26 protein-coding genes and 3 riboswitches are annotated in these 22,085 nt (G+C 40.1%); of the genes, 17 read left to right on the top strand and 9 right to left on the bottom strand.

Going from position 1 to position 22,085, the window contains the following annotated elements; all coding sequences use genetic code 11:
* Positions 1–136: 136 nt before the first annotated feature.
* From ACQKMF_RS02560 to ACQKMF_RS02550, 3 genes are all read left to right on the top strand, one after another.
* Complete coding sequence (locus ACQKMF_RS02560) at positions 137–508, top strand: winged helix-turn-helix transcriptional regulator (RefSeq protein WP_063232600.1); 372 nt, start codon at positions 137–139, stop codon at positions 506–508.
* 229 nt (positions 509–737) lie between these two features.
* A complete protein-coding gene (locus ACQKMF_RS02555) occupies positions 738–1,043 on the top strand; it encodes a hypothetical protein (protein WP_101223496.1) in 306 nt (101 codons plus the stop codon).
* Between the two features lie 38 nt (positions 1,044–1,081).
* A complete protein-coding gene (locus ACQKMF_RS02550) occupies positions 1,082–2,224 on the top strand; it encodes a CAP domain-containing protein (protein WP_427571659.1) in 1,143 nt (380 codons plus the stop codon).
* An 89-nt stretch (positions 2,225–2,313) separates the two neighbouring features.
* On the opposite strand, the gene ACQKMF_RS02545 is transcribed toward ACQKMF_RS02550, so the two are convergent.
* Positions 2,314–3,507 (bottom strand): nucleoside transporter C-terminal domain-containing protein, encoded by a 1,194-nt coding sequence (locus ACQKMF_RS02545; protein ID WP_101223498.1) that lies wholly within the window; start codon positions 3,505–3,507, stop codon positions 2,314–2,316.
* A 166-nt stretch (positions 3,508–3,673) separates the two neighbouring features.
* Positions 3,674–3,774, bottom strand: a riboswitch (purine riboswitch).
* A gap of 254 nt (positions 3,775–4,028) precedes the next feature.
* Between ACQKMF_RS02545 and ACQKMF_RS02540 the strand changes: the two genes are divergently transcribed.
* Entirely contained in the window at positions 4,029–4,733 is a 705-nt protein-coding gene (locus ACQKMF_RS02540; RefSeq protein WP_427571657.1) for a DUF421 domain-containing protein, read from the top strand.
* A 102-nt stretch (positions 4,734–4,835) separates the two neighbouring features.
* On the opposite strand, the gene ACQKMF_RS02535 is transcribed toward ACQKMF_RS02540, so the two are convergent.
* A complete protein-coding gene (locus ACQKMF_RS02535; protein ID WP_101223046.1) occupies positions 4,836–5,582 on the bottom strand; it encodes an alpha/beta hydrolase in 747 nt (248 codons plus the stop codon).
* A gap of 310 nt (positions 5,583–5,892) precedes the next feature.
* Between ACQKMF_RS02535 and ACQKMF_RS02530 the strand changes: the two genes are divergently transcribed.
* Entirely contained in the window at positions 5,893–6,213 is a 321-nt protein-coding gene (locus tag ACQKMF_RS02530) for a PadR family transcriptional regulator (RefSeq protein WP_101223047.1), read from the top strand.
* A gap of 397 nt (positions 6,214–6,610) precedes the next feature.
* Here the strand turns inward: ACQKMF_RS02530 and ACQKMF_RS02525 are convergent, their stop codons facing one another.
* Both ACQKMF_RS02525 and ACQKMF_RS02520 read right to left on the bottom strand, forming a co-directional pair.
* The gene (locus ACQKMF_RS02525; protein WP_402939118.1) at positions 6,611–6,760 is read right to left on the bottom strand and encodes a hypothetical protein; all 150 of its coding nucleotides are present in this window, start codon (positions 6,758–6,760) and stop codon (positions 6,611–6,613) included.
* A 21-nt stretch (positions 6,761–6,781) separates the two neighbouring features.
* On the bottom strand, positions 6,782–7,324 hold the full coding sequence (locus tag ACQKMF_RS02520; protein WP_402939121.1) for a VUT family protein: 543 nt from the start codon (positions 7,322–7,324) through the stop codon (positions 6,782–6,784).
* 50 nt (positions 7,325–7,374) lie between these two features.
* Positions 7,375–7,417, bottom strand: a riboswitch (PreQ1 riboswitch).
* Between the two features lie 249 nt (positions 7,418–7,666).
* Here ACQKMF_RS02520 and ACQKMF_RS02515 point away from each other — a divergent pair.
* Together ACQKMF_RS02515 and ACQKMF_RS02510 are read left to right on the top strand one after the other, a co-directional pair.
* Complete coding sequence (locus ACQKMF_RS02515) at positions 7,667–8,149, top strand: SRPBCC family protein (RefSeq protein WP_402939124.1); 483 nt, start codon at positions 7,667–7,669, stop codon at positions 8,147–8,149.
* A 28-nt stretch (positions 8,150–8,177) separates the two neighbouring features.
* The gene (locus ACQKMF_RS02510) at positions 8,178–8,618 is read left to right on the top strand and encodes an SRPBCC family protein (protein WP_402939127.1); all 441 of its coding nucleotides are present in this window, start codon (positions 8,178–8,180) and stop codon (positions 8,616–8,618) included.
* Positions 8,619–8,754: 136 nt separating this feature from the next.
* Here the strand turns inward: ACQKMF_RS02510 and ACQKMF_RS02505 are convergent, their stop codons facing one another.
* Together ACQKMF_RS02505 and ACQKMF_RS02500 are read right to left on the bottom strand one after the other, a co-directional pair.
* Complete coding sequence (locus ACQKMF_RS02505; RefSeq protein WP_427571653.1) at positions 8,755–9,723, bottom strand: HD domain-containing protein; 969 nt, start codon at positions 9,721–9,723, stop codon at positions 8,755–8,757.
* 23 nt (positions 9,724–9,746) lie between these two features.
* A complete protein-coding gene (locus ACQKMF_RS02500; RefSeq protein WP_402939133.1) occupies positions 9,747–10,070 on the bottom strand; it encodes a hypothetical protein in 324 nt (107 codons plus the stop codon).
* 230 nt (positions 10,071–10,300) lie between these two features.
* On the opposite strand from ACQKMF_RS02500, the gene ACQKMF_RS02495 reads away from it, so the two are divergent.
* Both ACQKMF_RS02495 and ACQKMF_RS02490 read left to right on the top strand, forming a co-directional pair.
* Positions 10,301–10,870 (top strand): TetR/AcrR family transcriptional regulator, encoded by a 570-nt coding sequence (locus tag ACQKMF_RS02495; RefSeq protein ID WP_101223052.1) that lies wholly within the window; start codon positions 10,301–10,303, stop codon positions 10,868–10,870.
* A 50-nt stretch (positions 10,871–10,920) separates the two neighbouring features.
* Positions 10,921–11,268: a DUF4260 domain-containing protein gene (locus ACQKMF_RS02490; RefSeq protein ID WP_101223053.1), complete on the top strand. Its 348-nt coding sequence runs from the start codon at positions 10,921–10,923 to the stop codon at positions 11,266–11,268.
* Between the two features lie 52 nt (positions 11,269–11,320).
* Here ACQKMF_RS02490 and queE read toward each other — a convergent pair whose 3' ends face one another.
* The 3 genes from queE to queC are packed head-to-tail and all read right to left on the bottom strand — an operon-like array spanning position 11,321 to position 13,177.
* Entirely contained in the window at positions 11,321–12,049 is a 729-nt protein-coding gene (gene queE / locus ACQKMF_RS02485; RefSeq protein WP_402939139.1) for a 7-carboxy-7-deazaguanine synthase QueE, read from the bottom strand.
* Positions 12,042–12,512: a 6-carboxytetrahydropterin synthase QueD gene (gene queD / locus ACQKMF_RS02480; RefSeq protein ID WP_101223055.1), complete on the bottom strand. Its 471-nt coding sequence runs from the start codon at positions 12,510–12,512 to the stop codon at positions 12,042–12,044. The genes queE and queD overlap by 8 nt, the downstream gene beginning before the upstream one ends.
* Positions 12,512–13,177 (bottom strand): 7-cyano-7-deazaguanine synthase QueC, encoded by a 666-nt coding sequence (queC, locus tag ACQKMF_RS02475; protein ID WP_101223056.1) that lies wholly within the window; start codon positions 13,175–13,177, stop codon positions 12,512–12,514. Before queC ends, queD begins: the two co-directional genes overlap by 1 nt.
* Before the next feature lie 55 nt (positions 13,178–13,232).
* Positions 13,233–13,275: riboswitch (PreQ1 riboswitch) on the bottom strand.
* A 185-nt stretch (positions 13,276–13,460) separates the two neighbouring features.
* Between queC and ACQKMF_RS02470 the strand changes: the two genes are divergently transcribed.
* From ACQKMF_RS02470 to ACQKMF_RS02435, 8 genes are all read left to right on the top strand, one after another.
* On the top strand, positions 13,461–15,140 hold the full coding sequence (locus ACQKMF_RS02470; protein ID WP_427571650.1) for a methyl-accepting chemotaxis protein: 1,680 nt from the start codon (positions 13,461–13,463) through the stop codon (positions 15,138–15,140).
* 438 nt (positions 15,141–15,578) lie between these two features.
* The gene (locus ACQKMF_RS02465; protein ID WP_101223058.1) at positions 15,579–15,794 is read left to right on the top strand and encodes a hypothetical protein; all 216 of its coding nucleotides are present in this window, start codon (positions 15,579–15,581) and stop codon (positions 15,792–15,794) included.
* Between the two features lie 784 nt (positions 15,795–16,578).
* Positions 16,579–17,760 carry a poly-gamma-glutamate synthase PgsB gene (pgsB, locus tag ACQKMF_RS02460; RefSeq protein WP_427571648.1) on the top strand — a complete coding sequence of 394 codons (1,182 nt, stop codon included), beginning with the start codon at positions 16,579–16,581 and terminating at the stop codon, positions 17,758–17,760.
* Between the two features lie 15 nt (positions 17,761–17,775).
* Positions 17,776–18,225: a poly-gamma-glutamate biosynthesis protein PgsC gene (gene pgsC, locus ACQKMF_RS02455; RefSeq protein ID WP_048687555.1), complete on the top strand. Its 450-nt coding sequence runs from the start codon at positions 17,776–17,778 to the stop codon at positions 18,223–18,225.
* Between the two features lie 10 nt (positions 18,226–18,235).
* Positions 18,236–19,513, top strand: a complete 1,278-nt coding sequence (locus ACQKMF_RS02450) for a CapA family protein (RefSeq protein WP_427571646.1) — start codon at positions 18,236–18,238, stop codon at positions 19,511–19,513.
* A 69-nt stretch (positions 19,514–19,582) separates the two neighbouring features.
* Positions 19,583–21,166 carry a gamma-glutamyltransferase family protein gene (locus tag ACQKMF_RS02445; RefSeq protein ID WP_427571644.1) on the top strand — a complete coding sequence of 528 codons (1,584 nt, stop codon included), beginning with the start codon at positions 19,583–19,585 and terminating at the stop codon, positions 21,164–21,166.
* Between the two features lie 69 nt (positions 21,167–21,235).
* Positions 21,236–21,385 carry a CapE family protein gene (locus ACQKMF_RS02440; RefSeq protein ID WP_402939153.1) on the top strand — a complete coding sequence of 50 codons (150 nt, stop codon included), beginning with the start codon at positions 21,236–21,238 and terminating at the stop codon, positions 21,383–21,385.
* 69 nt (positions 21,386–21,454) lie between these two features.
* Positions 21,455–22,084 (top strand): poly-gamma-glutamate hydrolase family protein, encoded by a 630-nt coding sequence (locus tag ACQKMF_RS02435; protein WP_101223061.1) that lies wholly within the window; start codon positions 21,455–21,457, stop codon positions 22,082–22,084.
* The last annotated feature ends 1 nt before the right edge of the window (position 22,085 follow it).

Genomic DNA, 22,085 nt, shown 5'->3' with positions numbered 1-22,085 from the left:
CTTTTTTTATAAATGGTACAGTGGAATTCGGTGTGCAAATGTTATTATGAGATATAATACAAATAAAAAACAGTACGTACTTTAAAGTAATATAGGTACCTTAAAGTTCCTATAAAATAAGGAGAGTATACAAATCATGCAAAAAAAGAAGTACAATATATCCGTTGAAGCAACACTGGAAGTACTAGGCGGGAAGTGGAAATGCGTAATCCTCTGCCATCTGACTCACGGAAAAAAGCGGACTAGTGAATTGAAGCGCCTAATGCCAAACATCACCCAAAAAATGCTGACTCAACAATTGCGGGAGTTGGAACAGGACGGTGTCATCAATCGGATCGTTTATAACCAGGTCCCCCCAAAAGTGGAATATGAATTAAGTGAGTATGGACAAAGCCTGGAAAGCATCCTATCCGCACTATGTACGTGGGGGGAAAACCACATAACCAGGGTGTATGGTGATAAGTTTTCCGTTCTAGAGGAAAGTGTATTGAATGATCAATTAAAGTAATCTTAAACAAAAAGGATTAGCTTGAGGTTGCTAATCCTTTTTTGTTTATAAAGAATTCTCCTGGTTTAACCAATAATTAAAGCTAGCCCCATATTCCCATAAATTCCCCATCGTAAGAGGCACCTGTTTTATTCCCCTCCTTCTTTTTGGTATAATATGTAATATCACATCATTTAAAGTTTTTATTTTTTAATCGAAGAAGTATAATGATGAAACCAAGGAGTGACATATGAGGGTCTTATTAGAATTGATACGCATCATATTAATATTCGGGATAGCCGGCACAATCATTTCGAGCATTGTAAACGGCATATATATAAACATAGGAGTGAATCAGTATGGCTGGCTAGGATCGATTGCGATACTGATTTTATTATTCGTCTGGTATAGAAATAAACTTCAGTTCAGTGGCTGGTACTCGGGAAAAGGGAAGGAAAAGCTTCCAAAAACAGCCTCACAAATACTCATTCTGTGTTCACTATTTTTGTTATGTGCCCCACCTGTCTTAAGTTTTGTGCCGATGATCTTTCATTAAACGGGATTTATATCCTGGATAGAGCAGGAGTGATCGATTTGCGGAAATTGTTTAATATTGTGGTCCTCATACTCCTACTCTCTGGATTATGGTATGGATATGGTAAAGATATTCAGGAGTCTGGATTCAAAGCAGGAGTTAGTGCCTTTGCTTCAGATGTTCGTTCCTTTATAAACGGGCCCGAGGTTTCAACCGCTTTGGAAAAACTGAGTACTGGAGTCCGCAGCCTGATTGGCTCGCTGTCGGAAACATTGGATACCGCTTCTGAAAAAGAATTGCAGGAAACGGAAAAAGTGAAAAAACCAGCACTGGAAGCACCTGCTGATGCATCCTTCTCAGTCCGTAATATCGAAATTGGCGATACGAAGGATGATGTAGAAAAATTGGCTGGTAAAGCAAAACGGAATACGCGAAATGAATATGGCGTGGACTGGTTCGCCTATCACGAAAATTATCAAAACTTCTTCATGGTTGCCTATGATAACAACAATAAAGTTGTTGGTTTATATACGAACCAAGATTTGATTTCCTCAAAGGAGGGCATTAAACGCGGCACCCCCAAAGAAACCGTGACTGGGAAAATGGGGGAGCCTGTAACAAAACTGCTTAAAGGAAACGTCTATTACCAAATTCGAAGTGACAGCGGCGAATACGATATGTTTGAAATGGATAATAGCTATGTGACCATTTTTTATGACAAACATGAGAAAAATACAGTCACGGCAATCCAAATCATCGACGCAAAACTCGAAAAGCAAAAGAGCGGCTATTTTGCAGAAGCCGGTCCTGGATTAAAGAAGGGCTTTGAATATCAATTATTCGATTTGACCAATGCCTCACGGGTCAATCATGAGCTCTCAGTGCTTTCATGGGATAAACAAGTGAAGGTCACTGCACAGGATCATAGTTCAGATATGGCCGTTAATCAATACTTCAACCATACAAACCTTGAAGGAGAATCCCCTTTTGACCGGATGGAAGATGACAAAATCAATTTTCGAATGGCTGGGGAAAACCTGGCTGCCGGTCAGAATAGCAGTATCTTTGCCCATGAAGGCCTAATGAATTCCATTGGACACAGGGAAAACAAATTACAGAAGGATTTTGAATCGCTCGGTGTCGGAGTTGCCTTCGATGAGGAAGATAAACCATATTATACGGAAAACTATTTGACGAAATAAACGAAAAAGCTGTGCAAGGGAAAACCTGCACAGCTTTTTTCATATAAAAGAGGGCACCCATTCATAAAAATGGATGCCCATGTGTTAAATCACCAAACGAATAATCCAACGACCATGGCACTTAGCAAGGAAACAGCCATCCCGCTAACCAGCAGCTTCCAAACATTCCTTCCGATAATGTTCGATTTCTCATCATTGAGAATGGAATTGAATGTTCCATAAATCATGCCCACTGTACTGAAGTTGGCAAATGACGTCAGATAAGTGACAGCCACAGCAACTGTATGCGGAGGCAGTGTACTGACTTTATCTTTTAAATCGAGCAAGGCAACGAACTCATTTGTGGCAAGCTTGATTCCCATCAATTGAGCAACATACATGGCATCATGTCCAGATAATCCAAGCAAGAATGCAAATGGACTAAAAATGACAGAGAAAATCTTTTGAATGGTCAATCCATCCACGAAGAAACCGAAAATGCCGTTTACGCTGGCCGTTAACGCCACATAGCCGATAACCATTGCCATGATGACGAAGACCATTTTGGCCCCAACCAGCATACTGTTGGAAATGGTGGAAAAGAAATCTTTACGTTCCTCCTTGGAAGGTACATAAACGACGTCTTCTTCTTTACTGACATCGACAGGATTCAGCATGTTAGCTATCAGCAGGGCATTTAAGCAATTCAAAGGTATCGCTACAAAAACATAGGTTGCCGGTACCATGGACAGGTAGGCTCCAATGATTGAACCGCTGATGCTGCTCATGCTCATGATTCCAAATGTCAAAAGACGCTGATCCTTAATCGCACTGAGCTGAAGGCGGAGTACGGCAAGTGCCTCAGTATTTCCTAGGAACATCATCTGAATCGAAAAGAAACTCTCAAGTTTTGGCAATCCGGATACTTTTGAGATGAGCCATCCCACTTTATCAATGATCCAGGTAAGTATACCGAAATACGATAAAACATCAAAAAACGTGATAATGAAGATAATTGGCATCAATGCGCTGAAAAAGAAATCCACTTGTTCATTTGCCATAAGTGAAGGAAAGACAAAAGAAATCCCTTCATTCGCACATTCAATCAACCAGGTGAAGAATGAAGCGATCAGATTAATGACCCACGCCCCAATTTTTGTCGATAACATGAACCATGTGATAAGCAATTCTAGAACCAGCAAGGTAAGAATGGCTTTCCACTTAACGTTCCTTTTATTAGGTGAACAAAGGTAAACGATGCCCATTACAACTAAAACACCTAATATATTCAATAAGAAATACATGCTTTCATCCCCTTTGGCTATATCATTTCCCATTCGTTTTTTTTATATAAAAAGCCCTCACCTTTTTACACCTTCAGCCGCAGGAAGAAAGTGTGAAAAAGTAAGAGCATCCATTCAAACATGTTATATGGATCACAAGCGAACCAACATGAACCTGTCCATCTCTTCTATATTCATACTTCCTTGTAGTCCGGCATTACGGCTGCCAGGTAGAAACTATCAGACCATCGTCACTGATATTATACAAGGATATTTTTTAAATAAATTTCTTAGGAAAGATATCATTTTAAATCAGTTTATTTTTAATTACAATACGTTTTAAAGTTGTTATATTAATATAAATTTTTTGAAAACATTTAAGAAAGTCTCAGAAGGACCGAGGTTGGGTAATACTTAAGAAGGAGGTGGCTTAAACTATAAACGGCCCCATCTAAAGATGTCTTAAATACGCTCCCAGTTGTTTCAATTCATCCTACTGACCATTACATCTCCTTTAAAGGAAATAAGGACGTGAATTTTTTGTGGAATTTTTTAATAGCCAGGAAACTCTTACTGCAATCCAGTGGACTTTAAGAGCCATTATATCCTTCATCTTCTTACTTTTTTCGGTTAAATTGATGGGACAACGGTCCATTTCGCAGTTACGGTTACTTGATTTCATAATGGCATTAATTATTGGAAACATTCTTGCTCACCCTTTATCTGATGAACAGTTAGGTTTGGAGGGCTCAATGATAACAACAGGTGTATTGGTCTTTTTATATATAATTAGTGTGTTTACAAGCCTTAAGTGGGGTAAACTCCGAAGGTTTTTTGACTCTGATCCCCTTCCCCTTATCGAAAATGGACAAATCATATACAAAAGCTTGGCAAGGGCCCGAATCTCGATCGATGTTTTATTATCGGAATTAAGAAAAGAAAAAGTCAAAGATATTCAAAAAGTATCACTCGCACTATGGGAACCAGATGGTACCATTTCATTGTTCTTATATCCTCAATATGAAGCGGTAACCCCAGCAGATATGCACCTAGCAACAAATGCCTTCACATTTCCTAAAACGATTATTAAAGAGGGAAAGATTGATTCTAAAGAATTAAATCGGGGCGGCAAGGACGAAGCATGGCTGAAAAACAGAATCAAAATAACATATAATGCCGACGTGAACGACATTTTATTGGCAACCATTGACAATAATGATGCCTTAAAGGTCTTTTTCTACAAATAAATCTTCAGCCAAAGTAAAATCCCCCTCAAGTATAGTGTAAAGCCTACTTATGAATGCAAGCTTTACACATATTAACTTAAAGGGGATTTATCAACTCGCTTATTACTCCGACCAGTTCAGTGTATTTAAGAACTTATACACATCTTCATACACCTGTTCACGTTCCTTGCCCAATGTGATAATATGACCTGAATTTTCATACCATATCAAGTGTTTATGCTGCGTATCGACTTCATTGAAAATCGCTGTAGCACTCTCCGTATAGTCAGGATCATCCAAGCGCCCTTGTAAAACAAGCGTTGGTGATGTGATTAAATCTAAATTTTCACCTGTCTCATTTATAATATTCAGCACATCTTTAAGTTGAGGCATAGGCTCTTCTTCCAGCAGCTTCACTTCTGCAGCAATTTGGTCTGCATTTTTGCCCTCAAACTTCTTATAAGCCTGTGCATAATTGAGCAAGCGGTTCTTTTGTCGATCGATACTTTTCCCTTGCGTCGGAGCGCACATTGAAACTACGCCTTTTACAGGCAATTCAATTCCCACTTTTAATGAGAAAACTCCTCCTAAAGAAATTCCTACAACAGCAATTTCTTCATAGCCTTCTTCTTTAAGGAATTTATAGCCATTAACTACATCTTCCCACCATTCCTTTGGACCAGTCTTAACGAGTTCCTCACCAGATACTCCATGCCCTCTATAAAGAGGTCCGTGGCAAGTATAGTCAAGATCATTCAAGTATTTCCCTAATTTCTTCATATCTCCTGTACTTCCGGTAAACCCGTGAAGTAAAAGAACAGCTCTCTTTCCACCAATATATGTGAATGGCTCTGGTGCTTTCACTTTCATCTATCTAGGACCTTCTTTCTTTGCTCTTGTTGATAAATAGAATCTAAATGATTTTTGAAAAAAAATCAATTAATACCCCTTGAGTAGTGATTCTTCTATCCTATTCCGTATTTTCATTAAAACAATTAAATCATGTATATAGTATCCTTACCACACTCTTCACAACTCATCCGTTCCGAAGCACATTTTACTATGATTAAATTTATTTAGCAATCGTCATTTAACCATTTTTTTTTAGAAAAGTAAAATGCACCTTGTGATACGATGTACAACGTATTACACTTTAGAAATGAAAAGGAGGAGAATTTATTTGGATAAAGAATTAATGAAGGGAAGCATTGACCTCCTTTTGCTTTCACTTCTTTCACAAAAAAAGCTATACGGCTATGAAATCACGAAGATCTTGAAGGAAATGAGCATGGGCAAATATCAAATAAGTGAAGGCACCCTCTACTCCGCCCTGAAACGGTTAGAAAAAAAAGAATTCATAAAAGGCCATTGGAAAGAGTCCGAGTCAGGCCGCAGGAAATATTATCATGTCACCGAAAATGGACAAACCGAACTTGAACGGAAGCGAGAATGCTTTTTCTTCCTCGAAAAATTAGTTCGGAAAACCACAGAGCAATTCTAAACAAAATACAAAGCTTCCTAGCCCCAATAATGGAACGGTGCAGGAAGCTTTTTTTGATGTTTACTCGTGAATTCGTCCTGCACTCATAATTTCGCACTGTTTATTCGTGAATTACTCTTGAGTTCGCACTGTTTACTCGTGAATTTGCGCTGTTTACTCGTGAATTCGTACTGCACACTTAGTTCGCACTATTTAATCGTGAGTTTTTCACGTTTACTCGCGAGTTTGCGCTGTTTACTCGTGAGTTTCGCACTTTTACTCGTGAGTTTGGACTGTTTACTCGTGAATTTTGCACTTTTACTCGTGAATTCGTACTGCACACTTAGTTCGCACTATTTAATCGTGAGTTTTTCACGTTTACTCTTGAGTTACTCCGTTAACGCGCAAAAAAAAGGACCTAATTTGGTCCTTTTTTGTCAATTCCTTTATGCTTGCGATAATTGGCGCAGGAGAGCTTCATGCATTCCCCTTGAACATGGGGGCCATATTTTTCACGAAAGGCCTCGAGGCAATAGCATTTATCTTCTTCCTTTTTGGTTCCTTCCATCGAGTGCACCCCTCCTGGCATTTAACTGGCGACTACACGTTTCTCCAGTTCTACGTTGATTCGTCCCAACAGTACGGCACCAATTGACTGTATGATGGTTTTAACGATGATTTGCCCGATGACCGCAGCGGGTACTGCTTCCCATGGCAATATATTGGCACCCAGTGGACTTAGGCCAATCACGACAAATATCACCGAATCGAAAAATCCTCCAACGATCCCGCTGTAAAACACCCTCCAACTCATCGGAAGCTTTAAACGGGTATAAATTTCCGTGTCCGCCGTTTCTGCGACCACAAACGATAATGCGGAAGCAAATACAATCAGTAACGTATCCCCTAATAAAAATGATACACATGCAGATAAAATAAGTGCAGTGACGATACATATATAGGTCTTCGCGCGGCCGAATTTATTCTGGACCAGATCTCGGAAGATGAAGGTTCCCCCGATGAGCAATGTCCCCATCGGGATGATGAACATGCCAAAATGTAATGGCGCAAAAGCTGCTGTAACCACATTCGCCGTGATTATGGATACTAAATACAATAAAATTCTTAACATTTCTTAATTCTCCTTATACAGAAAAAACAGCACCCTAAGAAAGAGCACTGTTCTCCTTAGTTTTTTTGAGAGGGTAGCTAGAACCTCTTCCGCCCGGGCGGATTATCATTTTCCTCATTTATCGTAGCTTGAAAACGATTGGAAATCAAGAAGTTTCCATATGGCCCTTTTATGTTACGGAGAATCCGATATTAGCAATTCACTTCAAATCTTCTTCAATGCAATGACTTTGCCGATTTCTGTCGCAAAAAACTGCTTGACCGCCTGTATATGAAAGCCGAAAATCAATGATAGAGTCATTTACGATCTTGATACCTTATTTGGCGAGGAGGAAAAAGAATTATGAAAAAAACTACGTTTGTCTATCCTATTTATATCGCAACCACACCAGAGAAGCTTTGGGAAGCCTTGACGAGTGGTGAAGTCACGAAGAAATATCACTTTGGATTGCAAGTACAGTCTGACTGGCAAGAAGGGGCAGCCGTTAAATATTTGCTGGAAGATGGGCGGATTACTGATCATGGTAATGTACTTAAATGCGAGCCGTTGCACCTGCTCTCGTTTACATGGATCATGGCAGGAGACGAAACACCTCGCGAGCAGCCTACACGGGTCACTTTTGAATTACAGAAAATGGACGATTCGACTGTGAAGTTAATTCTTAGGCATGAGGAGCTTTTGAAGACAGATTTCGTATATGATGAAAATACCTATGAAGGCTTGAATAATGGATGGCCAGCCATTCTAAGTAACCTGAAGAGCTTGCTTGAAACTGGACGGACACTGCCGTCAATATCAGTAGATTGGGATAGTGGAAAAAAATAAAAACAAATCGAAAGAGAGTTGTTTTAGTATGGATACCCAAATAATCACGAAATTTAAGATAATCAAGCCAGCTAATGAAGTGTTTGAAGCCATAGTGAATCCTGAAAAAATCAGGAATTTCTGGTTCTCATCGAGTTCGGAAAGATGGGAACAAGGCAGGACACTTACATTGAGATACAACGAATACGATGCTGAAGTGGTCATTAATGTAATGGAAGTTGAGGAAAATAGGAAAATCGTGTTTGCGTGGGGCGGAAATGATCAAGAAACGATTGTTACCATTACACTAAAAGAGTTGGATAAAACGAGTACAATCATTGAAGTAAACGAATCAGGATTGAGTGAGGACGACCCTGAAATAATAAACAAAATGATCGGACAAAAAGAAGGTTGGGTTTATACATTAACCTGTTTAAAGGGTTATTTAGAAAATGGCGTTAATACTTTGAGAGCATCATTGGTTTTTTAATTATTAAAGGGTGCTGGTTCAGATGATAAGGCATCCGTTAAGCAAGCTCCTTCCTAATGTCGATTGTCTAAATCAACTAAGGGAGGAGACCTAGATGTTTCCGAGAAAAAACTTCCCGTATGGTTTGACACGAAATTCAATCGGAAATCACTTTTAGATACATGCCCTTTGAAGCTTTTTTGTAGGCTTCAATTCCCATTTTCTTGACTTTTTCCGATAAACTGGATGCTATTACCAATTGGGTTCCTTGAATAACTGAAGGATCTATCAGGCGCATTTTATTTTTCCGATGTATATCGTATTCCACTTGATCTTCTTTCAACTTTACGTTACCATGGATCCGTTTTAATAGGTTTTGAACTTCATGGTCTTCAGTGAAGCTTAACAAGCACATGACTTCTTCTGTACCGAGTAAGTCATCAAGGCTGATCAGTTTTTTTGCTAAAGCCACTTTTAAGGTCTTTGCCAAGATATCATAGCCATATATATTAAGTGGGTTCATGAAAAAATCAATAACTTCGCTGTAATACGTTTTCACAAACCATTCCGCCGATTCAATATTATCCAGATACATCCTTCCATTTATTATGATTACATGTTCTAGGAATTCTTTAATGGCTTCGATGGTGATATGTCCATATTGATACATATCCCGGAGAGTATAATCTACCCGATCGGCACATAACTCAGGTGCTGGCTGTTCAAGCAATTCCCATTTTGATTGAAAAATGACTTTACGATCATATCCATATTCCTTCAGTATAAATGGGATTTCGGATTCCATAATGACTTGTTCATATATTTTTTCATGATTATCTTCATCCTTACAATCCAGAACGAAATCAATTACATGTGAGAATGCAGTGTGGGATACGTCATGCAGCAAGCCCGCGATTTGTTCCTCCAATGAACCTCCAAGCGCTTTTATTAAAAGCATCACACCAATTGAATGGTCAAATCGTGTGACATCCCACTTCTCATTAACTAAATAACTTGCCCCGCCTTGATGTATCCCCTTCAATCTTTGGACCGGTTTACTTACTATCAGCCCTTCCAGAACTCCCTCTACAATGTGTTCCCCATAGATACTATCCGAAACTATCAATAACTGCCGCCTCCACCATTAGTTTACTCATTACAGACAGGTGATTTCACTGATTTTTTTCTGCAAAAATTTTTTTCTCCCTTTTGATTTTGCTCATATTGCTTTTTTACCAAATTTTCCAATTCCTCTTCATCATTCAAATCGACATCACTCGGATTGTCCTCATCAACTCCATCTATGATCACCATTTCATTTATTATTACCTGTTCTCGTGGATACACTTCAAAAATGTCTTCTACAGGAATTGTTTTATCTTTATACGGTTTATTGAATAAAAAAAAGCCGTCAAGACTATGAAAATTGATGCCAAAATACCGAATTTCTTTTTCATTTATCCATCCCCTCAAATCTCCAATAATATCCTTATAATACCATATAAGGGTATTAAAGTTAAAAATAAAAACGCTGCAATGTCCTGAATGCTCCCCTTTGCAACACTGGTGGAATTCCGCTTCAGTAAATGGTAAAGTTTATCTTTAAAAACAGGAATTTATTATTCAATCTAATATTTGACATTTGGAAATCAGTGAGCTATCATCCTAATTAACCAGTGGTCAATTAATAAGGAGGTGACAAGATGTCGCCAAGGAAATCGGCAGGTAAAGAATTATCCAGGGACATGGTGTTGAATGAAGCTAGAAACCTTTTTGCAACGTTAGGGTATTCTAATGTCTCCATGAGGCAATTGGCTAAATCATTGGATTGCAGCCATGGAGCCATTTATTATCATTTTAAAAATAAGGCGGAAATATTTTATAGTTTGGTAAAAACGGATTTCTCCGTTTTAAATAATTTAATCGATGATATCATCATGTCGGAAAAGGATTCTTCTGTAAAAATGGAAAAGATTTTATTGTGCTTCTTGGAGTTCGGTCTAACCCAACAAAATCATTATTCCATCATGTTTTTATCGAAGGAAAAAGAAATTCAGCAGTTACTTCAATTTGATTCTAATAAAACATATGAAAAGCTCATCCAGTCCCTGACGGACCTAACGGACAACAAATTGAATCCTGCATCCATATGGTCGATTTTTCTTTCTCTTCACGGATTCATAACTTTTTATATTAATTCTGAGCTAACTTATCAAGATGTAAAAGGCTTAGCTTATTTTCATGTAAAAAATATCATCAGGAACATCATATAATTTTTTGAATATTATTGACCATAGGTCAATTAAACATTGGAGGTTTTAATATGGTAAAGAAATACCTTCATATTGAAGGACTCATGGTCCTTTTAGCGGTGATTTACATCTATTCGTTATATGAATTCAGCTGGTGGATTTTCCTTCTATTGATTTTATCGCCTGATGTTTCCATGCTGGCCTACCTGATCAATGATCGGATTGGAGCAAGGGTTTATAACTTATTTCATACTTATACTCTGTCCATCTTCATGATTTTGCTAGCCATTTTTCTAAAGTCTGATGCATTGATGCTGATTGGTTTAATTTGGACTGCGCATATTGGAATGGATCGCTTATTTGGATATGGCCTTAAATACACATCATCCTTCAAAGCTACACACATTCAAAGGTTGTAATAGCTTAAAAGGCAGTGTGATTACGCATCACACTGCCTCCGCTTTCTTTTCTTTATACGCCCCGCTTGTTACCCCATATATAGGTATGCAGCTGGGGCAGGACTTTCACATCATTCAATTCATCATCTGTTATCACTTTATCAATTAACTCTTCGTACTTCTTCAATAGGCCGCTGATCAATTGACGATCATCCGCCGTCCTGCTGTCGTCATTGCCGACCTGCAGATAAAAAGGAATTTCCGGGTAACGCCCATGTACATGTTTGGCATATTGATAATCTTCCTCGTTAAATACGACGATTTTCAATGAGACATGGTTGTCAGGATTTCGATTGGCAAGGTTCGAGATGATTTTGTCGAGCACCGTAAAGTCGGTGTTCATTCCAGAGCTCGGCGGCTTAGGTGAAATAGTCAGTTCATCAATATCGAGAAACCAATCCTGCCATCGGCTCCCTTGGGTTTCGACACCTATTTTCATTTTATTTTCATGTAAGATCGCTATCAAGCCGTTTAGGTTTTTCAACAGAGCCGGGTTTCCTCCTGATATCGTAACGAAGGAAAAAGCGGAACCCCCAATACGCTTCAGCTCATCCCATATTTCTTCGGCAGTCATCTGGACGGTATCTTCCTTACCGGAGCCATCCCATGTAAATGCGGAATCACACCAGGCACACGAATAATCGCAACCGGCCGTCCGAACGAACATGGTTTTTTGGCCAATGACCATTCCCTCCCCTTGGATGGTCGGCCCAAATATTTCCATAACCGGGAGTTTACTCACTTTCCATCCACTCCCGTCTGGCTTCGGCATAGCTTGTCGGCGTTTCGTACAGTCGAACAAATTCGACTCTAGCACCTTCATATTCTTTTAATGAAAGGGATTCGGCCATTTTTTCATAAATCCAGACAACCATATTTTCAGCTGTTGTATTCATGAGCGGCAGGGTTTCATTCAAATAACGGTGATCCAGGTGGATTTCAATTTCATTTTTCCATATATCCTTGATGTCCCCAAAATCTATCATCAACCCGCGTGAATCTGTATACCCGCTTAATCCGAAAATGACCTTATACGTGTGGCCATGCAGGTTCTTGCATTTTCCTTCATAATCATGCAGATGGTGTGCCGCATCAAAGGTGAATTCCTTACTCACGAGAACCCTCTTGTTTGTATACTTCAATTGGCTGCGCTGAATATCTTCATCTATTTTTTGGAGTTTATCAACTATCGTAAAACCGTACATCATGAAAGCACCTTCCGTCTGCTTACATAGTCATCCAGTCCTTTTTTCCGCAGATTACATGCCGGACAATCTCCACAGCCGTCGGAGATGATTCCGTTATAGCAAGTCAGGGTCTTTTCGCGCACAAAATCGAACGCGCCTAGCTGATCCGCTAGCTCCCATGTTTCCTCTTTATTAAGCCACATTAGCGGCGTATCAATGACGAATGACTGGTCCATCGACAAGTTCAAGGTCACATTCAATGATTTAATGAATACATCGCGGCAGTCCGGATATCCGCTGAAATCCGTTTCACAAACACCGGTGACAATATGTTTAGCGCCAATCTGACTCGCCAGCACTCCGGCAAACGAAAGGAACAGCAAATTCCTCCCTGGTACGAACGTCGACGGCAATTCCCCTTCTTCTCCGTCCGCCACCGCAATATCACTTCTCGTCAGCGCATTTGGTGCCAGTTGGTTCAGCAGCGACATGTCAAGGATATGATGGTTTATGCCCAATTCCTTGGCAATGTTTTGAGCGCATTCGATTTCCAAGCTATGCCGCTGGTTATAATCGAACGTCACCGCTTCCACTTCCTCAAATCTCTCCATCGCCCAGAACAGGCACGTCGTACTGTCCTGACCTCCGCTAAACACAACCACTGCCTTTTCTTTCTTCTTCATTTCTATAAAACTCCTTTTTACGGAAAAAAACAGCACCCTAAGAATAGAGCACTGTTTCTCCTTAGTTTTTTTGAGAGGGTAGCTAGAACCTCTTCCGCCTTAACACGGAATATTATATTTTTCCAAGTCAATAGTAACTTGAAAACGATAAGAAATCAAGATGTTTTTATTAAGAGAACATTGGATCTGATGGAAAATTTGGTTAACTTTTCATTGCTTAAATATCCTTTTATTTATCCGATAAAACAGTGTGAATAAAATATCGATAAAGGGGTCCAATAATTTGAAAAGCATTAAAGCAAAGGTATTGGTGGCATTTTCACTCATCATATCTTTATGTGTCATCTTAGGATCATTCAATATCTACAGCAGCAACAAGTCACTGGTATATTCCCAGGATATCATCGAAAAGGAGCTTCCGCTTCTTATCCAAGACGAAAAGCTGCTATACAATCTAGCACAAAGAACCGCATACGCCCGGGCATATATTCTTTATGGTGACGAGAGTTATAAAGAAGGGTTCTTACAATATACCGAAGAAAGCCAGGTCATCCAGGAGGATCTTCTTGCCTTAAGCGATTCTGTTAAAGCGAAGGAATTAATCGAGAAAAGCGTGGATTGGAGCACGATGATTGTAGACCGGGTGTTTCCACAATATGAAAATGGAAATGAAGAACGCGCTAAAGAGATACTCGAAAATGAAGTGGCGCCAATAAGCAATGAAGTTATGGAGGGTTTCAAGGAGCTTGCTTCGGAACGCGAGGAATTGATTGTCGCTTCAGGTGAAACCGTCATCACCAGCGGGAAATCGGTTAAGACGACAAGTATCATCATATCCATTGCGGCAGTCCTTATCGGCCTTGTCCTTGCGGTTGTTACCGCCAACCTCATTACCACCCCCCTCCTTAAAATCAGGGATAGGATGAAAATGGTGGCTGCAGGAGAGCTGAATCATGAGCCCCTGGAGCAAAAGTCAAATGATGAAATGGGCGAACTAACGGTATCCGCCAATCAAATGCAGAAAGACCTTCGTGATACGATTGAAAAAATGCTCATTGTTTCGCAATCCGTTTCCAACCAAAGCGAAGATCTGACTCAATCAGCAAATGAAGTGCAGCAGGGCACCAAACAGATAGCGACTACTATGTATGAACTTTCGGAAGGTTCGGAGTCACAAGCCAACCTGGCATCTGAAATGGTTCGCATCATGGATGATTTCACCGGCAGGATTAAGCTTGCCCACCTAGAAGGGGTGGATGTAGCTAACAGTTCAACCGAAATCCTTTCCTTGACCAAGGAAGGCACCACTTTAATGCGCAGTTCGGTCCAACAGATGCAAAGTATTGATGGGATTGTCAAAAATGCCGTAGAGCAAGTGAAAGGGCTCGATTCTCAATCACAGCAAATTTCGCAGCTTGTGCAGGTCATCAAGGATATATCCAATCAAACTAATCTATTGGCGCTGAATGCAGCCATAGAAGCTGCTCGTGCTGGTGAACATGGCAAGGGCTTTGCCGTCGTCGCCGATGAAGTGCGGAAACTCGCTGAAGAGGTCACAGACTCCGTTGGGGATATCACCAATATTGTCTCCGCCATTCAAAAAGGTTCAAAAACGGTCGTCCACTCCCTGGAAGATGGTTATACTCAAGTGGATGAAGGCACGAAACAAATCACGCTCACAGGGCAAACCTTTGAAACAATCAATCATTCTGTCGGGAATATGGAAATGAAAATACTGCATATAACAGACGAATTGAACTATATTTCCTCAAATAGCAAAAAAATCAATCAGGCTATCGAAGATATCGCAGCCGTTTCTGAAGAGTCCGCGGCAGGAATCGAACAAGTCTCCGCCTCCGCTCAGCAATCCAGCTCTTCGATGGATGAAATCACGAATCATGCCAGTGAACTTGCATCTTCGGCAGAACTGCTCACTGAACAGGTTAAGAAGTTCCAATTATGACACTAGCAATTTCCCGAATGCGGGAAATTGCTTTTTCCCTTCCATTATAAGGGTTGTTTCATTTTCGTATATTCGGGGAATAAATAACTATACACAATAATGAACCATTAAAAAACAAATCTATCAGAAGTGGCTGGAAGTGAATATTTCCCTTTGTTTTCAGAATATTTAGTGTATAATTGATTAAAGGAATATTTTAACTTAAATATTCATTACTTCCAATACCTGCTACTGCAAATCCCGACATTTCCTTTCAACATGCACGAGAACATATACCCAGTAAGGTTCCATTGCATGCTTTCTCTCGAATCAAGCCATTCACAACTTTATTCACACAAAAACACGATTCCCACTTCAAATTTTTTAAAAAGGTTAAATTTCACTAATGATATGATACTATTAAACCAAGACCTTTTAACCCCATAAGGAGGAATTCATATGAAACGTTTTTTCAAATTCATAACAGATTTTAACGAAAGAAAAGCACTGGAACGGGAAACCGATGAATTCTTTCGCAAAGAATACGAAAATTATATGAAGATGAATCCTGACAATCAAGGAAAAAGAAGGAGATTAACTCCTAGATTTTATGTGATTGATGGCGGTAAAAAGGGCTCCAACCTTGAAATTTCTGACAGAAAGAAATCCAGTTGACCTGATTCCTTCCATAATCAGCTACCCAGACTGCAGCTCAAGACTCCCCAACGTTAAATCTCCAGATGAACGGAGATTCGTGACCATTCCATTCATTTGCAATATATAAGCCGAAAGCTCAGAAATGCTTCTGAGCTTTTTTATTTTGCATTCATCTATAAACACTATATCTATAGAAGAAACTAGGTATTTTTTTAAAAAATGGGTTAACTTTATTTTATTTCGTTTTAGGTAAAAGATCAATGATAGACCCATGGGTATTACCTAAGGAAAAAACCGGTAAATATCAAAAAAAAGAGATGTGTTCTTTTACTCATCTTTGTCCATATTCAAAAGAGTTCAACTAATTGAGTCGTTAGATGCAATATTTCACATTGAATGACAAATGCTTAAAAATTGTTACGTTTATGTCAAACAATGGGTAGAAACAATTAACAAACTGTAATAAACCTCACTTTTCAAAAACAATTATTATTCAAATATAGCCATTATGAATTAGGTTTAAATGCTCATGAATCTATTTTGATTCTAATCAAAATGGGTTTTTATTAAACTTTCCATAATTTAGTGTAAATAAACCGAGGATTCCCTTGATTTCCAGCCATATCTTTGTACTCATAAAACAATTTATCCCATTAGATACTATTACACTCCAATATACATTTATTTGAAAAAGCTGATAATAACTATATTGCAATAGAATAATTGACTCTTGCCTATTAAGTTTAAAATCATGTAGTGTGTATTCAGTAAATCAAATATTTAAAAAAAGAGAGGTTAAAAAATGGCACCAATATTTATTTGTGCGATCTTTTTGCTTGGCTATGGCATTTGCGAACAAAAGCGCCATCAGAAGCGTCTCGACTCCATCCCGGTACGTGTGAATGTGAATGGGATCCGAGGGAAATCGACTGTAACGCGTCTGATTACAGGTGTGATCCAGGAAGCTAAGTACAAAACAGTAGGTAAAACAACCGGTACATCAGCAAGAATGATCTATTGGTTTACCGACAAGGAAAAACCGATTGTACGCCGACCGGAAGGACCCAACATAGGAGAACAACGGCGTGTAATTAAAGAAGTTGCCGATTTAGGAACCGAAGCGTTGGTTTGTGAATGTATGGCCGTACAGCCTGACTATCAACTAATCTTCCAAAACAAAATGATCCAAGCAAACATCGGGGTCATCGTGAATGTATTGGAAGACCATATGGATGTCATGGGACCGACTTTGGATGAGGTTGCTGAAGCCTTCACCGCTACCATTCCCTATAATGGTCACTTAATAACCATCGAAAGTGAATACTTGGACTTTTTCAAGCAAATTGCCAAAGAACGCAACACAAAAGTGATTGTTGCAGATAACTCCAGAATTTCGGAAGAATTTCTACGCGAATTCGACTATATGGTATTTCCGGATAATGCATCCCTCGCATTGGCCGTTGCGGAAGCTTTGGGCATTGATGAAAAAACAGCATTTCGCGGCATGTTGAATGCGCATCCCGATCCAGGTGCCATGCGGATCACCAAATTCGGAGATCCCATCCAGCCAACTTTCTTTGTCAATGGCTTTGCTGCCAATGACGCGTCATCGACGTTGAACATCTGGGAACGAGTCAATACATTCGGATACAGCACAGAACCTCCTATCGTCATCATGAATTGCCGTCCCGACCGTGTGGACCGTACCGAGCAATTTGCTAGAGATGTATTGCCTTACATAAAATCTGAAATCGTCATATCCATTGGTGAAACCACATCACCGATCACTCGGGCATTCGAGCAAGGTAAATTGGATACAAAAGAGTATTGGGATTTGGAAAACTGGTCAACTGAAGAAATCGTAGCCCGCCTCCGCCCAATGATGAAAAATCGCATCGTCTACGGTGTCGGGAATATTCACGGTGCAGCGGAACCATTAATTGAAGCATTCATGAAATCTAAAACGAAGCAAAAAGCGAGTTAAGTAGGAGGAACCTTAATGTTTGGATCGGATTTATATGTAGCCCTAGTGCTAGGAGTTACGCTTAGCCTTATATTTTCAGAAAAAACGGGTGTCGTACCCGCAGGACTTATCGTGCCAGGTTATTTGGCATTGGTATTTGACCAATGGGAAATCATGCTGACCATCCTGATCATCAGTGTCGTAACTTATTTAATCGTCACTCATGGTCTTTCAAGATGGGTGATTTTATATGGAAGAAGAAAATTCGCAGCCATGATGGTAACCGGGATTTGCTTGAAGCTCCTATTGGACTTAGTCTACCCCGTCATGCCATTTGAAATATTCGAGTTTCGGGGAATCGGTATAATCGTACCTGGATTGATAGCGAATACGATTCAAAGACAAGGAATGCCATTGACACTTGGCAGCACGCTTTTATTATCCGGCTTGACTTTCGGTTTAATGAACGTGTACTACCTATTCTGAGGTGCAAAAAATGAAACGGACTTTAAATGCAAAAGAAAAAACACTTATCTTTATTAAACGCACTAAGAAAAAGAATCTTAAATACTCTGCAATCATACTACCTATATTACTAATCGCTTTGGTCATCACCACTTGGATGGGACGGGCTGAAGAAGTGAAAACAACCGCTCCAAAATCCGATCAACCATTGACTATGACAATGGTCGGTGATGTGATGATGGGACGTTATGTTGAAGAAGTGACGGAAAGGCACGGGTATGAATACCTCTTCCGGTATATGAAGCCATATTTCGCCAATTCAGATTATGTCAGTGGGAATTATGAACATACCGCTTTAAAAGAAGAGGTATCTAACTACAAGGAAGCAGATACGCCCATCCGGTTAAACTCCAATACTAGTGGTGTGGAAGCCGTTAAAGATGCTGGCTTCTCTGTGATGTCTTTGGCAAATAACCATATGATGGACTATGAAGAACAAGGACTCCTTGACACGATTGATGAATTCAAAAGTGCAGATATGCACTATGTCGGTGTTGGATCGAACACTGCGGAAGCTAAAAATAGCATCGACTATGCGGATGTTGATGGCGTACGTGTCGCAACACTTGGCTTCACAGATGTTTACGGTAAGGATGCCGTGTCAAAAAATGATAAAGCCGGACTATTAAACTCCAACCCTGATTTATTATTTGAAATGATCGGCAAAGCAAGGAATGCCAAGCAAGGCAACGCAGACTTGGTTGTGGTGAATATGCACTGGGGACAAGAGTATTCAACATCAACCACCGCTCGTCAAAAAGACTTGGCTAAAGCTATCATCGATGCGGGGGCTGACATCATCATCGGCCATCACCCCCACGTGCTTCAATCGTTTGATGTTTATAAAGATGGAATCATTTTCTATAGTTTAGGAAATTTCATATTCGATCAAGGCTGGACACGCACAAAGGATTCGGCCATGGTTCAATACCATTTAGCGGAAGACGGAAAAGCTACAATCGATGTCGTTCCACTTCAAATTGAAGAAGCAACACCAAGGCCAGCTACCTCTTCAATCGACAAATCACGTGTTTACCGGCAGTTGACGAAGGAAACGAGTAAAAAGGTCCAGTGGTCGAAAAAAGAGGATCGCATCGAGATTACCTTGGATCACAAAAAGGTAATCGACCATAAGGCACAACGTGAACAAGAAGCAAAAGCAGCGAAGGAAGCAAAGGAAAGGAAAAAAGCTGCACAAGAGAAAAAGGCAGCACAAGCTATACAACAGGACATCCAGCCCATTCAGTAAGGATCAATTGGATACTACTATGTGAAAAGAGAAACAACTTGGAAGCTCAACGAGAAGGGGGAATAATCGATGATTAACCGTATGACGAGAAAAGTGCTCATTCCCATTAGCATACTCATATATATTGCTGGATGTTCGAAGACACCCCCTATTTCTGACACGAATGATCCGATAGAGAGTAAAACGGAACAATCATATGGGGTCAGTTCTTCAAACCCAATCGCAATAGATGTAGGGATGGATATATTAAAAAATGGTGGAACGGCGGCAGATGCCGCCATTGCGGTATCCTATGTATTAGGTGTAGTTGAACCTTATGGATCTGGCGTGGGTGGCGGCGGCGGTATGCTGATTGCCCCGGAATCCGGCGATCCCAATTTTATCGATTATCGTGAATCCTCTCCGGAAGACCCAAGTTCAAGACACGATACAGGGATTCCAGGCTTAGTGGCCGGCATGCAGGTTATAAGTGATAAGTATGGGAGCGTACCGATGGAGGATCTACTTCAGCCGGCGATAGATCTGGCTGAAGACGGATTTGAAGTCGACAAATCGTTATCATCACGCTTAGAAGCAGCTCAGCCAAGGATATCTTCCGATGCGACTTCTCTTTTTTATCCTGATGGTGATGCCATTGAACCAGGCAAAACTCTCGTCCAAGAAAGACTTGCTGAAACATTGAAGCAGATTCAAAAGGAAGGTCCTGATGGTTTTTATAAAGGGGAAATTGCACGGGATATTAAAAGAGAATCAGATATCGACTTGATGGATTTAAAACGCTATGAGGTGAAGGAACGTAAGCCGGTCCAAGGAGCATTTGCCGGTTATGATGTTTTTACCGCCCCTCCGCCCTTTTCAGGAATTACAGTTCTTGAAATGTTAAAGCTCGCCGAGGTAATGAACCTAGGTGATACTTCAAGCAAATCAGCTTATATGAAAGTCTTGGGGGGCATCACGGATACTGCTTATCAAGATCGGTCCGCCCATGTTGGAGATGGAATAAGTCACTCTAAAGCGGAAAAATTGCTCTCCCCCATTCATTTGGATAATCTTAAAAATAAGATCAAAAGTGAAAAATGGGACGATAAAGAATCGAATGGTTCAGAAGAACATGAAAGTACGACACACTTTGTGATAATGGACAAGTATGGCACTGTCGTTTCAACAACAAATACGCTCAGTAACTTTTTCGGATCTGGGGATTATACGAATGGATTTTTCCTTAACGATCAATTGAAAAATTTCCGGTCCGGCTTGAATTCTCAAGAGGCATATAAACGGTCAAGAACTTTCACCGCTCCGACCATTCTCAAGAAACCAGGGCAGGAATCGATTGGGATCGGCTCACCAGGCGGTGATAGGATTCCGCAAGTATTGATGCAGGTTCTTTATTCTTACACAGAGAATGAAGGCCCATTTCAGGATATCGTCGACCGTAATCGGTTCGTCTTTGATGGAAAGAAGATTTATACAGAATCCAGGCTTTCGGATGAAACAATATCAGAATTGGAAGATTCAGGATATGAAGTCATTCAGAAGATTTCCCCCATGTATTATGGCGGTGTTCAAGTACTTGTTAAAAACGAGAAAAATGGACAATTATCCGGAGCAGGGGATAAAAGAAGAAATGGAAGCTGGAAAGCTCAGCAATAAACGAGCAATCCAGCTCCTCCTTTTCTAAATATCATATGAATTTTAGCGATGAATAAGGGGACGTAGAATATGAATATCGTAAAAAAAATAACAAGCTGGGTCATACCCGTTTTTATAATAGCGGCCCTGCTTGTGACCATGAATACGTTTAAACGAACAGAAACTTTAACACCCGACGAGAAAAAAAAGATAGAACAATATACGACTGTCGAAAAATGAAAAAAGCCGGGGCATCCCCGCTTTTTTTATTTTTGCCGTCAACGAGTGAAAGATATACGGAGGATAACCATGAAGGAAAATAACTATACTGATTTTATTGAACTAGAGCAAAATGAACAAGAAGACCTCGATTACCGTATCATCGTTCATCACAGGAATCCTGATATTGCAGTTCTAGCCATACATGGCGGGAATATCGAACCAGGAACTAGCGAGATTGCAGCCGCACTTGGAGAGAGACTTTGTGCAAGCACCTATCTATTCGAAGGTCTTAAACCAAGGGGCAACCAGGTCCTCCATATAACATCCCGCTTGTTCAATGAACCGATCGGCGTTTCAATGGCAGCGAACGCACAAACCACCCTTTCCATCCATGGCCACTACGACGTACATAATGCGCTGATTTACTTTGGCGGAAGGAACGAACCCTTTAAGAACCTGATACAGCAATGCCTCAACAAAGCTGGATTCCAAACTGCTCATGCACCGCAGCACCTTTCAGGGATGAAAGGAAACAACATCACCAACATATCCAAAACGGGTGCAGGCGTGCAATTGGAACTTTCCACTAAGCTTAGAAAAAGCTTTTTCAAAGGTGATGACTTTACCAGTAAAAACAGGGTCAATCACTGTGATCTTTTTAAACGGTTCGTTACTGCCATTGAAAAAGCGACTCTTGAATATAAACAGATTGAATGAT

The sequence above is a fragment of the Peribacillus sp. NPDC101480 genome (genome assembly GCF_050277335.1).
GTDB lineage: Bacteria > Bacillota > Bacilli > Bacillales > DSM-1321 > Peribacillus.
This window is presented reverse-complemented; position numbering and strand designations above follow the sequence as displayed.